10 protein-coding genes and 2 pseudogenes are annotated in these 13953 nt (G+C 33.8%); 9 read left to right on the forward strand and 3 right to left on the reverse strand.

Annotated features, from left to right (window positions below; genetic code table 11):
- Window positions 1–39: 39 nt before the first annotated feature.
- The 9 genes and pseudogenes from BMW63_RS12225 (at window position 40) to BMW63_RS12265 (ending at window position 8682) form a co-directional block, all read left to right on the forward strand.
- Window positions 40–1818, forward strand: a complete 1779-nt coding sequence (locus BMW63_RS12225; protein ID WP_074723761.1) for a nitric oxide reductase activation protein NorD — start codon at window positions 40–42, stop codon at window positions 1816–1818.
- Between the two features lie 8 nt (window positions 1819–1826).
- Window positions 1827–2792: a DUF438 domain-containing protein gene (locus BMW63_RS12230; RefSeq protein WP_074723762.1), complete on the forward strand. Its 966-nt coding sequence runs from the start codon at window positions 1827–1829 to the stop codon at window positions 2790–2792.
- Window positions 2793–3102: 310 nt separating this feature from the next.
- Window positions 3103–3684 carry a cytochrome c oxidase subunit 3 gene (locus BMW63_RS12235; protein ID WP_074723763.1) on the forward strand — a complete coding sequence of 194 codons (582 nt, stop codon included), beginning with the start codon at window positions 3103–3105 and terminating at the stop codon, window positions 3682–3684.
- A gap of 3 nt (window positions 3685–3687) precedes the next feature.
- Window positions 3688–3930: a cytochrome C oxidase subunit IV family protein gene (locus BMW63_RS12240; protein WP_074723764.1), complete on the forward strand. Its 243-nt coding sequence runs from the start codon at window positions 3688–3690 to the stop codon at window positions 3928–3930.
- A gap of 110 nt (window positions 3931–4040) precedes the next feature.
- Window positions 4041–5519 carry a copper-containing nitrite reductase gene (gene nirK / locus BMW63_RS12245; protein WP_083380476.1) on the forward strand — a complete coding sequence of 493 codons (1479 nt, stop codon included), beginning with the start codon at window positions 4041–4043 and terminating at the stop codon, window positions 5517–5519.
- A gap of 93 nt (window positions 5520–5612) precedes the next feature.
- Window positions 5613–5936: pseudogene (locus BMW63_RS12250) on the forward strand (c-type cytochrome); the annotation flags it as partial.
- A gap of 29 nt (window positions 5937–5965) precedes the next feature.
- The gene (locus tag BMW63_RS12255; protein ID WP_074723766.1) at window positions 5966–6736 is read left to right on the forward strand and encodes a formylglycine-generating enzyme family protein; all 771 of its coding nucleotides are present in this window, start codon (window positions 5966–5968) and stop codon (window positions 6734–6736) included.
- 31 nt (window positions 6737–6767) lie between these two features.
- Complete coding sequence (locus BMW63_RS12260; RefSeq protein WP_074723767.1) at window positions 6768–7415, forward strand: SCO family protein; 648 nt, start codon at window positions 6768–6770, stop codon at window positions 7413–7415.
- A gap of 7 nt (window positions 7416–7422) precedes the next feature.
- Complete coding sequence (locus BMW63_RS12265; RefSeq protein WP_074723768.1) at window positions 7423–8682, forward strand: alginate export family protein; 1260 nt, start codon at window positions 7423–7425, stop codon at window positions 8680–8682.
- Window positions 8683–9564: 882 nt separating this feature from the next.
- Here the strand turns inward: BMW63_RS12265 and BMW63_RS12275 are convergent.
- From BMW63_RS12275 to BMW63_RS12285, 3 genes and pseudogenes are all read right to left on the reverse strand, one after another.
- Complete coding sequence (locus BMW63_RS12275; protein ID WP_074723769.1) at window positions 9565–9816, reverse strand: response regulator; 252 nt, start codon at window positions 9814–9816, stop codon at window positions 9565–9567.
- Window positions 9817–10432: 616 nt separating this feature from the next.
- Window positions 10433–10546 (reverse strand): annotated as a pseudogene (locus tag BMW63_RS18560) (low affinity iron permease family protein); the annotation flags it as partial.
- 444 nt (window positions 10547–10990) lie between these two features.
- Window positions 10991–13321, reverse strand: a complete 2331-nt coding sequence (locus tag BMW63_RS12285; protein WP_074723770.1) for a glycosyltransferase — start codon at window positions 13319–13321, stop codon at window positions 10991–10993.
- Window positions 13322–13953 lie beyond the last annotated feature (632 nt).

Here is a 13953-nt window from a genome sequence, read left to right on the forward strand (position 1 = left end):
AACTGATCACTAAAAAAATGAACACTGAATACTAAAACTATGGGTTTCGAATTAGACGAATATTTAGTAGGGAAATTTTTCAAGCAATTGAAAAAAAGCAGAAAAATTGATCCCGAAATTGTAGCTAGAACAGTACTGTTGAATGATGTCAAACCACGTTTAACGATTTTGGCGCGCGCATTGACGGGTGATCCTATCGATATTTATCCTGCGGAAAGAGAAGGCGGTTATAAAAATAATAATTTTTTCCTTCCAATATCTTTTTCGGACTTAGAGAATACGAATGAGAATCTTACTTTCTATCTCTTTCGGGTGGTATATCTTAGTATTCAAAAACGTTTGGAATTCAACTGGAAACCACCTACTGAAAGAAAGCAATCATTAGAACTCTCACAGCAAAAAGCATTGGAGACATCCGAAGAAATTCTATCAATTTTATTTGCCGAATTTTCTATCGATGCCGATTTCCATTCGAAAATAAAAAATCATTTTACTCAAAAAGCAACCGATAAGATCACCGCCGATTATTCTTGGTTGTATGGAAAATGGATGCAAAATGAAATCGAGTTAAACAGCAATAAAAAACTGGATAATTTTTCAGATAAAATAAAAAAAGCCAAGGAGCAGCAACCTACAACTACTTTGAAAGCAACGGCTGTAGAAGAAGTAATTACGGTTGAATTAGATAAAAAACAACAAGAAGATTATGTGATGCTCCATAATTTTGAAAAAGTCGAAACGGCCGAAGAATTCAACGGTGTTTGGCGTGATTTTGATGGTTCAGATGAATTAGATGAACATCAAGACGCATTAGAAGAGTTGAGCATGAAATATACCGTACGAGTAGATGATACTGCACATTCGGTTTATCAGGCAGACTTTGTAGAAAATGCTACGATCTCCGAAAGTGCCGAAGTGGATGCCAAAGGTTTTCATATTAAGTATGACGAATGGGATTTTGACAAACGCAATTACAAAGACAATTTCTGTAAAGTCTATCCCAAATCACAGCTTAAAACAGATGCCAATTATTATAAAAATACAATTACAAAGAACGCGGCAACCTTAATGGGTTTACGCAAAATGTTGACGAGCGTTAACAATAAAATGCAACAACAAAAACGTCAAAATCAAGGCGAAGAGTTTGACCTCGATGCCTTAACAGATTTATATGTAGATGTTCATTCAAAACGCACGCCGTCTGAGAATGTTTATATTTCGAATAGAAAAAAAGACAAAGATTTATCGATTCTTCTGCTTTTGGATATAAGTCTTTCCAGCGACAGCTATGCGGCAGGAAACCGGGTGATTGATGTCGAAAAAGAAGTTTCTATTCTCTTTGGAGAAATGTTGAATGAATTCAATATTGATTTTTCGATTGATAGTTTTTATTCTAAAACGCGCAACTATTCGACCTACTTAACGGTTAAGGATTTTGACGAAAAATGGGACGTAGCCAAGCATAAAATTGGAGCGATAGAACCTAACGGTTATACTCGAATTGGTGCTGCTTTGCGACATGCAGGCGCACGATTAGACAGCAGAAGCACCAAAAACAAATGGGTTATTCTAATTTCTGACGGAAAACCCAATGATTACGATAAATACGAAGGTAAATACGGTATTAATGATGTTAAGCAAGCACTTCGAGAGCTCAACCGTAGGAATATTAATTCCTATGCGTTAGCCATTGAAGCTCAGGCCAAATATTATCTACCACAAATGTTCGGACAAAATCACTACCAGATTTTGACGACTCCCGTTGAGCTGTTGCAATCCTTAGTGAAATTGTACGAGAAAATTAAACATCAAAAATAAGTAATGATATGAATGAAGTATCAAATACCACAGCACTTCCAGAAGGACACCCAGTTTCGGTTTACTTTCAGGAAAAGGAAATTATAAATACATTGTTAACAGAATTAGCTGCAGTAAATCCAGAGGACGAATTACAGAAATACACTAATATTTTCAATCAATTACACACAATTGAGAAACGATTTGCACGCAAAGAAAATCAACTTTTTCCGTTTTTGGAGCTAAAAGGTTGGGTAGGGCCGTCTCAAGGAATGTGGTCGTTTCATGATAATTTGAGAGAACAATTTAAAATTTTGCGTAAGCATATCGACGCAAGGGATTTCGAAAAAATAAAGGAGAATGCACCGTATTTAATTAATGGAGTTTACCGATTATTGGATGTCGAAGAAACTGTTTTGTTTCCAAATGCCTTAGACATATTGACCGAAAAAGATTGGATTACCATGCGTGAAGGCGAAGAAGAAATTGGATGGATGCTTTCACAACCACCTTCTCCATATCCAGCGGTTGCTTATGTTCACCCAAGTGAAGATTTTACGGTAAGGGAAATGCCATTCTCTTTAGAAAATACTTCTCATTATGACGAAGGACACATGACGGTAGAACAGGTGAACTTGCTTTTTAGAACCCTGCCTCTAGATCTTACTTATGTAGATGAAAATGATAAAGTTATTTTCTATAATAGAGGTGAAGAACGTGTTTTTCCTCGAAGTGCTGGAATTATCGGTCGAGAAGTAAAATTTTGTCATCCGCTCAAAAGCGTAGGAACCGTTCTCAAAATTTTGGAAGAATTTAGAAAAGGCACCAAAAGCGAATCCTCGTTTTGGATTAACTTCAAAGATCGCTTAATCTACATACGTTATTTTGCAGTTAGGGACGCCGATAAAAATTACAAAGGAGTCATAGAAATGTCGCAGGATATCACCGATATCAAGAAAATTGAGGGTGAAAAACGACTACTAGACTGGGAATAATATTGATTTAAGAATAAGGATTTAAGATTTTGTAGCGATTTAGTTCAAAAGTAGTTTCAATTGGCAGCAGCTTTAGCTGGGGTATTTGAAATTATTTAGATAGGGCTTTAGCCAAAATTATACGCTTTTAGACTAAAGCCATATGAGATAATCCTGATTTTAAACCTCAAGCTAAAGTTGGAGGCAATTTAACTTTTGAAAAATCAACACACTGAATTGTTGCAATATTTTTTCAAGCCTTATCAAATTAGTATCCTTTCCTGTTAAGTTTTTTAACTTATATAATCAAAAATCTATACTATTGAAAATTATGAACACATTAAAAATCGATTACAAAAACATCTTTTATCCTCCGGGAGGGATTTTGATGTGGATCATCATTTATCTGGAATTAATAACTTTCGGAATGGCATTGATTGCCTTTGTTTATTATGGTCACCAAGAACCAGAAGTATTTCATCAATCCCGTTTGCAACTCAACACTACTTTTGGTGCTATTAATACTATTTTCTTATTGACTAGTGGTTTTTTTATGGCTACCGCCGTACACCAATTCAAGGGAAAAAATATAGCAAAATCATCTTTTTATTTCAAGCTAACTATGCTTGGTGGTTTGTTATTTTTGATCTTAAAAAGTGCAGAATATTATCATAAAATTGAGTCTGAAATTACATTAGAAACAAATGTTTTCTTTAGTTTTTATTGGTTACTTACCGCTTTTCACTTGATTCATGTTATTATGGGATTGGTAATTTTGATTTGGACAAACTACGGAATGACCAGGAAAAATTCGGATACAGCTGTTGAGGACGTTGAAGCCTGTGCCGCTTTCTGGCATATGTGCGACTTGATTTGGCTGCTACTTTTTCCAACTCTTTATTTAATCTTTTAAGAAATGAAAAAATCACTATTAGTTACTTATGGATTGTTGATTGTATTGACGATAACTACTGCTTTAATTTCAAATTCAACTTCATTTTCGAATGTAGCAGTCGCTTTGATAATGGGACTTTCAGGTATTAAATTCTTGTTGGTTGCTTTTCAATTTATGGAATTAAGAAAGGCAAATTCGGCTTGGAAATACACTTTAATTATAGTTTTAACACTGCTAATTTCGTTGGTATTATTAGTTTTTTAAAATCCTTAAAATAAAGTTAAAAACATGACTTTTATCATAATAAAAGACCTTTTTATCTTTTAATTTTGAATAATAATACAAAGCGAAAATAAACGAAAAAAATTCATGTTATGAGTAACATTAAACAACAAACAAAGAATGCTATTGTAGTAGTAGCTCTTGCTTTAGGTCTTTTTTCTTGTGGTAAAACAGAAGAGAAAGATGCTAAATATTATGAAAGTATAAAAGTAGAAGGGCAGGAAGTTGCTGAGCTTACTGCGCCACCATTTGTTCCAAAACCAGTAGGAGATCGAGCGGCAAAAAAGCTGATCGTGAACATGGAAATTAAGGAACAAGAAGGAGAAATGGTTGATGGGGTGAAATATACGTATTGGACATTTGGAGGATCAGTTCCGGGTAGTTTTATTAGAACTAGAGTAGGAGATGAGGTAGAATTTCATTTGAAAAATCATCCAGACAACAAAATGCCGCACAATATCGATTTACATGCGGTAACAGGTCCAGGTGGAGGAGCAACTTCGTCACTTGTAGCACCAGGACACGAAAAAGTATTTAATTTCAAAACATTACTTCCTGGTTTGTATGTGTATCATTGTGCAACAGCGCCTGTAGGAATGCACATCGCAAACGGAATGTATGGTTTGATTTTGGTGGAACCAGAAGGTGGTTTACCTCCGGTAGACAAAGAGTACTACATCATGCAAGGGGATTTTTATACTAAAGGAGCTTACGGAGAACAAGGGCATCAAGCTTTTGATATGGATAAAGCGATTAAAGAAACTCCAGATTATGTAGTGTTTAATGGTAAAGTAGGAGCCTTGACTGGCGAAAAAGCATTAACAGCCAAAAAAGGAGAAACAGTACGTATTTTTATGGGTAATGGTGGGCCTAACTTAGTGTCTTCTTTTCACGCCATTGGTGAAATCTTTGACAAAGTTCATATTGAAGGGGGTGAACTAATTAATAAAAACGTACAAACCACTTTAATTCCTGCCGGTGGTGCCGTTATAGTTGAACTTAAAGTAGAGGTTCCTGGAACATTCATTTTAGTAGACCACTCTATTTTTAGAGCCTTTAATAAAGGAGCTTTAGGTATGTTGAAAGTAGAAGGCGAAGACAATAAAAAAGTATATTCTGGAACAATACAAGAAGGAATTTATTTACCTGAAGGTGGAACGGTACAAAATATGCCAAAAGTAGCTGGTAAAGAAAAACCTACGGTTGCTAAAACGGTTGCGCAACAAGTTAGCTCTGGTAGAGAATTGTATGGAAGAACTTGTTTTGCTTGTCACCAACAAGAAGGACAAGGAGTTCCAAATGCTTTCCCACCGTTAGCTAAATCAGATTTCTTGAATGCCAATCCGGATAGAGCAATTGGTGCTGTATTACGCGGCTTGAGTGGAGAAGTTACGGTAAACGGAAAAAAATTCAATAATGTAATGACGAGTCAAAACTTGACTGATGAAGAAGTTGCCGATGTTTTAACCTATGTGTACAGCAGTTGGGGAAATAATAAAACGGTGATAACTCCAGGAAGAGTAAAAGCAATTAGAGCAACACCAGCTCCAAAAGCGAAAGAAAGCCATTAAGAATAAACAAAATAGTTACAACAATAAATTAATAACAAGATGAAAAAGTATGTTTTTACAATCGCAATGTTGACATTGGCTTTACAAGGATTCAGCCAAAATTCAGCTAAAGGAAAAGTAGTTTATGATAAGGTTTGCGTGGCTTGCCATCAAGTGACCGCGTTAGGAATCCCTGGTGCATTCCCTCCATTGGCTAAATCAGATTACTTGAATAAAGATACAAATCGAGCGATAAAAGGTGTAGTAAAAGGACTTACGGGTGCAATTACTGTAAATGGTAAAAAGTTTAACAGTGCCATGCCTGCTCAAGCATTAAGCGACCAACAAATAGCAGATGTATTTACTTATGTTTATGCAAACTGGGGTAATAATAAAACAGTGGTTACAACAGCAATGGTAAAAGCCCAAAGAAAATAATAGTTATAAAAGCATAAAAAACAATAGCCATGTTAAAACGAAAAATAGTTTTGTCATTATTTCTATTACTGATAGCAACATCGCTATGGGCTCAACAAACTAAAATGGTTGCTATAGAAAGGGGAACATTTGTTCCCCTTTATGGTGCCGCAAATAAAAAACCGTTAGAAGTAAAAGCGTTTTATCTTGATGTTCATCCTGTTACAAATGCGCAATACTTAGCATTTTTAAAAAAACATCCAGAAAATACACGTTCTAAAATAAAAGGACTATTTGCTGATAAAAGCTATCTATCGCATTGGGCAAGTGATTATAATTACGGAAAAGCAAATTTAAGCAACGCACCAGTAACAAATATTTCTTGGTTTACTGCAAAGAAATATTGCGAATGTCAAGGAGAAAGATTGCCTACTATGGACGAGTGGGAATATGTGGCTATGGCCGATGAAAAAAGAATCGATGCGCGTACTAAAGAAAGCTTCAATAAATACATTATGTCTTGGTATGAAAAGCCAAATACTTATGCTAATCCTGTAGGGGAAACATTCAAAAATTATTGGGGTGTTTATGATATGCATGGATTAGTTTGGGAATGGACTGGCGACTTCAATAGTATTTTTCTTTCTGGTGAATCTAGAAAAGATAAGGATACAGACAAGAATCTATTTTGCGGAAGCGCCTCTATCAATGCCACTGATTTAATGAATTATGCTGCTTTTATGCGGTATGCTTTTCGAGGAAGTTTAAAAGCAAGTTACACCACTAAAAATCTAGGTTTCCGTTGCGCTAAGGATAAATAGCCGTTCCGAGAACAATTCAAAATTTAAAGAAATGAAATCAAATAATACATTAACTAGTAGTTTAAAGCTCGTTTTAGGATTAGCTATAATGCTGTTGTCACTTCAATCGTGCAACAAGAGAAAGGAAGAAAATAAATCGGGAGAGCATGCAACTGAAAAACCAGCTGCTAAACCTATGTCGGATTTATCAATCTATAATTTACCGTCAAAATGGACTACTCAAGATAACAAGAATATCGAGATGGTAGATTTAAAAGGAAAAGTTCTTGTAATGGTAATGATTTACACTTCTTGTAAGTCGGCTTGCCCAAGATTAGTGGCTGATATGCGAAATATAGAAGCTCATTTACCAGGTAATATTAAGAAAAATGTCAAGCTTGTCTTAGTAAGTATCGACCCAGAGGTTGACACTCCTAAAAAACTGAAAGCGTTCTCTATTGAAAATAAAATGGAAGGAGATCAATGGTTATTCTTGCGCTCAACGGAAGAAAACACTCGTGAATTTGCAGCAGTATTAGCGGTTAATTACAAAAAAATATCACCGATGGATTTTTCACATTCAAACATTATTAGTGTTTTTAATGCCGAAGGAGAACTAGCCTTTCAGCAAGAAGGAATTGGTGTAAACTCGGATGAAACTATTAAAAAAATTACTGAAGAAGCGAATAAGCTAAATTAAACAACTCATGAAATCATTAAAAATAATTGGTTTATCATTCTTTGGATTGATAAGCATAGGTTCTTACGCTCAGGAATTTGACGCAAGTCTACAACTTAGACCTCGTTTTGAGTACCGAAACGGATTTAAGAGCTTAATTAAAGATTCAGAAGACGCGACCTCATTTGTGTCTCAACGTTCTCGTTTAATTTTGAATTTCAAACAAGACAAATTAAAAACTAAATTAAGCCTGCAAAACATACGTACTTGGGGTGATGTTGCTACGACTACCACCGCTGATAAAAATGCAATTGCGGTTTTCGAAGCTTGGGCACAATACGATTTTGACACCAACTGGAGCGCACGTTTAGGGCGTCAGGTAATTTCGTACGACAACCAGCGTATTTTAGGAGAAATTGATTGGGCGCAACAAGGACAAAGTCATGATGCCGCAGTAATCTCTTTCCATCCAAAAAATAATCAGTTAGACTTAGGGTTTGCATTAAATGCCGATAAAGAAAATCTAGTAGCGCCAACCACGCCGTACACAACCAATTACAAATCCATGCAATACGCTTGGTATCATACTGCGTTTAGCAAATTAAACATGAGTTTGTTGTTGTTGAATACCGGTTACGAATATGCAAAAACGCTAACAGATTTAAAAGTAGATTACAAACAAACCTTTGGGACTTATCTTTCTTACAAAGAAAATAAATGGGACACAAACTTAGGTTTATATGCGCAAACAGGGAAAAGCAGTGGTCAAGAGGTAACCGCTTTTAATGCGGGTGCTTATTTAGGATATGCTGTTACAGCTAAGTTTAAAGCCGGATTGGGGTATGAGTTTCTTTCTGGAAAGGACCAAAATGACAGCAGCACTGATTTTAAATCATTCACACCTCTTTTTGGAACTAATCACGGTTTCAATGGTTTGATGGATTATTTCTACGTAGGTAACCACATAAATAGTGTCGGATTACAAGATGCTTATTTAAAACTAAATTACACCCAAAACAAATGGCAGTTTAATTTAATTCCTCATGTATTCTCGGCTCCAAATACGGTTTTGGATGCTTCTAATGCAAAAATGGACAGCTATTTAGGCACAGAAGTTGACTTTACAACAAGTTACGCATTACAAAAAGACATTACAGCTTCGGCAGGATATTCTCAAATGTTTGGTTCAACAATATTAGAGCGACTAAAAGGCGGAAATGCAAGCAATACAAACAATTGGGTTTGGGTTATGGTTTCATTTAGTCCAAGAATATTCGCGACAAAATAGTTAGGTTTAGGTTTTTTAATTCGAAAAAGACTGTGCGTTGGTTTCACAGTCTTTTTCATTTTTAATAGGGACTGAAATACCATCACCTGAAGCGAAGACGAAGGGTTCATTAAGATAAATCGAAGATTCAGCGAATACCGCTAAAAATAAAAGATTAATTAGCTAAAAAGTAAAAAAGTAATTCAAAATAAAATTTGTAATCGGACTTGAAGCACGCCGCTACCGCACGAATCCTTTCGTGTGGTTCGTTATCACTACATAGCAAACATTCTAAAAACTACTATATCATCAATTAATCCTTTTTGCCCTGCATAATCAATAGCACTACTATATACTTAATCTTCGGATTAAAAATTAAACTTTCTTCTACAGGATTATTATGGACATAATCAATCTTTTGTTGAATAACTTCGTTGCTCCATAGTTCAATTGGTTTGTTGTCATGTCGCCAAAACTGATAATGCTTTACATTTGAACTCTTTTCTGCTTCTTTTTAAAAAAAATCTAACAAAAATTCCTTTCTGCTCTCTCTAGGATTTTCTTGTATACTTTTTACTATAGATTGACTGGTAAATCTTTTTTAATCTGCAATCAATAACTCTGGTTTTTGACCATTGACACTCCTAAAAACCAAATGAACATGATTACTCATTATGCATCAAGCATGAACTTCTAAACCTTTATTTTTTTTGACAAAATTCAATATTTTCAATAAGTAAATCTTTGTACTCATTTCGCGTAAAAACATCTAACCAGCCTACTACAGCAAAACTGATAAAATACACCCCCTTTGGATTATGACCCGAGACGATAGTCGAATAGACGAAGTAAACTTATAATTTCTATTCATAATTATATTTTTTTACACTCAAATTTTGTTCTTTAATCACGAACTACACGAAAGGATTCGTGCGGGAGCGGGGGGACTTTCTTTAAGGTATTGAAATCACTTGGCTTACGTATGTAATAATGGGCTCCATTCTGATAAAGTTGATTTATTACCTGCGGATCTAACGATGTTGAAAATAGAATAACTGGAATTCCTTTTAAGCAATCGTTTAGCTTCATCTCTAATAAGCACTGATAACCAGATGTTCGAGGCATATTTAAATCTATGAAAAGTACATCCGGCATTAGTGATGATCCGCAAGTCAAAAAATCATTAAATTAACTCCGTCATTTACGACATCAAATTAGTCGAAAGACACAATTCTTCTAATGCTTCTTGAAAAAAAACACAGTCATCCACATCATCATCTGCAAGCAAAAGTTTTTTAATCATTTGATTTTTTTTGGCGATGTAGTACAAAAAAAAAGGAGCAACGCAAAATGTCTTTATCAATGTTAAAGCTCAAACTCTTTTCAAAAATAGATAAAAATATCATCGAAAATAGACCAAAGAGTTTTTTTGCTTGTTTTTATTTAACAACTGTTTATTGTAGCATGCTCTTTTGAATATTTATATCGTTTTATTAGTTATCCTTTTCGACAATTAATAAGATACCTATATGTTTTTTTACTATCATTAAAAATTAACAATAACATTCCCCGAAAATATTTCACAAGTCCCTAATTAGCGTCTATCCAAAGCTCGCATCGTAAATCTTAAATTCTCACTACCCCGCATTATATATTAAAAAGTAAACATTCTTAACGGTATCCAGAAAATTAATTCTAATTAATTTTAAAGAAAGACATTTAAAGACGAATTTGGGGATTATTGACTGGCAGTACCAGTATAAATATCCAATTACCATACCACTGAAAATTGGAAAATAGGTTGAGAGATTGCCCAGACAATAACGATAAGCAATGCTATAGTGAATGTACTTGTACTACCTATCACCTTTGATACTTTAGTCGCTAATTTGTAAAAATAGAGCTTTTTAAGACTTGATTTTCTACCTCACGCCTTTCTTTAACCTTCTTTTCCATCATTCTAAATTTTAAATTGATTTTTAGTATAATAGTTTTTTTGACTTCTGCTTGGTTGAACCTCCTTTAAATTTTGAATTACAATCGAAAATAATTGTAAATCTTAGCTTCTTGGTTAAATAGAGAATGGAGCTAGCAAGTGCTGCCGAGAGTCTAAAGTTTCCTTAAAACTAAGTTCAAACTATATAAAATAGATCATGACATAGTATATACACGCCTATCGCAATATATTTTAAATCAAATACTTTTATTAAAATCGGCGTTTAAAAATTTGAAAATATACGATAGGCATTAGCTATAAAATTGTACTTAAATTCACATCACGATCTTTGATCTAAACAAGTCGAATTTCATGCCCTTCTAATGTAAACCTCTAGTTTTTTTGAGGGAAGTCTCCCTCTCGTATTTGTACATTATTCCCATTTAAAAACACAAATTTTTTCTTTAAGCTGGTTTTCTTTATGTTTCTCGATACGTTAATTAATTTTTCGCTGGAAATGTAAGACTGTATCAATAGCTGAGCAGATAAAAAACAAACAGTTGATTCTGCGCCCTGATTTAAGTTAACATTTGCTTTTTCTAAGCCGTCATAACAACCTCCTGTGATAGGGTTATACATAATGTGACCTAAATGATTATTTCCTAAAAACCAGTCAAAGGCCTGTTTCATTTGCGTTTTATAGATAGGATCTTCAAATGCTCTGTAAAATAAATCTAAAGTATGCATCATATAACAGGCTTCAATCGGTTGTTCTCCATATTGATAAGGAATCGTTCCCTTTTCATGCCAGCCTTTATTACTAATAATTTTGAATTGATCCTCAACAAACATTTTTGAAATTAAAAAATCCATAGATTCTATCGCAATTTTTTTTGTGCTTTCATTAGCTGTCACTAAAAATGATAATAATAACGCTTCTGGAAGTACACTATTTGCATAGGTTAGTTTATTTTCAAACCAATTCCACTTTGAGGAATAAGAGGTGCTATAAACTACTTTCAATTTATGCGACAAATTATCAATCATCCGCGCAACTTGTGATGAAGGTATGACGATATGCAGATAATATAATCCTTTAATTGTAAAACCAACCGCTCTAGGCGAGTTTAAATTTTCGGCACAAAATAAAGCATTATTTATACATAAATTTGCTTTATAAATGAGTGATGCAGGCAGTGCTGTATGACTCAAAGTTAATAAGTAACCTAAAGCCCAAATAGCACGACCGTTAGAATCCTCTAGATTTTCATTACCATTTCTGGGCTCAATTTGGTTGTATTGATTCACATAATTGATAAAACTTCCATTTGGCATTTGGCATCTTTCTATAAAGTTCGTATAGGTTTTTATATAAGAAACATCAGATTGATCTCCAGTTAATTGATAGTGTTTACACATCGATATTAAAGCGCGAGCATTGTCGTCTAAAGTATAACCTGAATCTAAGTCTGGCTCAGAAACTTTGCAAAATTGAATCATCCCAATAGAAGTAGTCATGGCTTTTTGATGGTCCATCTTTATTTCTGGATAAGTAATCTTAATTTGATGTAACCCTTTTGTAATCCTTTGATACGCTTTTAAGTGCTTAATTGCAGTATTCTCCCAAGATGTCTGAGTCGTTTTTGCATAGGCATTCAAAGCCATATAAGCTCTTAAATTAGAATCTCCTAATAATTTTAAAGTAGCACTTTCAAATTCTTGTACATTTTGAATATCCGCTAGGATACCAATATCAGATGTTAAACTTTCTAGTGTATGCGGAATCTTGCTTGCCACAATAGGGCAAGAACAACTCATTGCATATGAAAACGTACCACTTACCGCTTGATTTGGGTCTTTGGATGTGAACAAATATACATCGGTTGCCTTCAGGTAATCTAAAAGTTGATTTACCTCTAAATATTCATTAACAAAACGTACATTATTTTCTAAATTTAAGTCTCTTACAAGAGCTTCTAATGAATTCCTATATAAATCTACATCGTTCACAATTGTATTCGGATGCGTTTTCCCGAGAATTAAGTACAAAACATTGGGAAATTTTTCTATTATCTTTGGAAGTGCCATAATTCCAGTCTCAATACTTTTCCCTTCTCCTAACAACCCAAATGTTGAAAGTATTAATCTATTTTCTAAATGAAGTTTTTTCTTTACTCTATCTGTATTCTCATAATTCACTAAATGCGTTCCATGAGGAACTAAAGCGAGATGCTTCTCATCTATACCATATTCTTTCATAAGTATTTCTTTTGACTTTTTAGTCATTACAAAAATAACTCGAGAATAGCTACATAGTAGTCGTACTATTGCTCTTAATTCTTCATCTGGATTAGGAATTACGCTATGAAAAGTATAAGCAATTGGTTTTATAATTTCATCTAAAAAACTTACTAGATAGCTACCATATTGACCCCCAAACAATCCAAATTCGTGCTGGATATGTACTAGTTCTACAGCAGAATCTTTATTAATTTGTCTTGCTACTCTACTATAAGCTTCCTTTTCATTTGATGGCAGATGATATGAAGAATTCGAGCTAACTCGCTCTTTAAATGTTACTTCACAAATTTCACAGCTAATGCTTTTACCATACGTCTTATTAATTGCATTAATAGTATCTTCAGTAAAAGTAGCAATGCCGCACTGTGTAGGTGGAAAAGTAGAAACAAACACTATTTTTGATTTAATCGGTAACGTTTTCATCTTTATTACTTTTTTTTTAAATTAAGTACAGCAAAACAAACTAAAATCTAATAAGTCGCAATAAAGTAAAAAACCCTTAATTAGGAATAATCGTAAGCACTCTTAATAAGGGTTTGCGCCAGCTAGCCGAATTGCAAAATAATTTGATCTAATTGAAACTTCAAATAAGCTACGATTCTTTATTGATCATCCGCTTCTCCGACAGCATCGAAATTGATCGAATTATAAGTAGGATCACTTAAATTCTCAACTACTCTCAATTTTTACCTTGTAGTTTTTTTACTATCTTTTTTTGCGTTTGCATCCTTCAAGACGCATGATTTAAAATGTTGATATCAAAGTTAAAGATAAATTAGAATTATTATTTATACAATTTTTAGTAAATTTTGTAAAATTCACACATCTAATAATCAAACACTTATAAAAATGATGATAGAAGCAATTACTATAATAGTTAAAAGGAAAACTTTATTCGTTTTTAGAAAAGATGTATTTTCAATTGCGTTTGTGGTGTCATATTTTAACACATTGTTTAAAATCGGAAGTATTTAGGAATTGTCACTATATCAAAATTTGCAGCAACAATTATTCTTAAGAATGAAATACTAAACTGTTGAAAAAAGAGGTCTGTC

It is taken from the genome of Flavobacterium frigoris (genome assembly GCF_900111075.1).
GTDB lineage: Bacteria > Bacteroidota > Bacteroidia > Flavobacteriales > Flavobacteriaceae > Flavobacterium > Flavobacterium frigoris.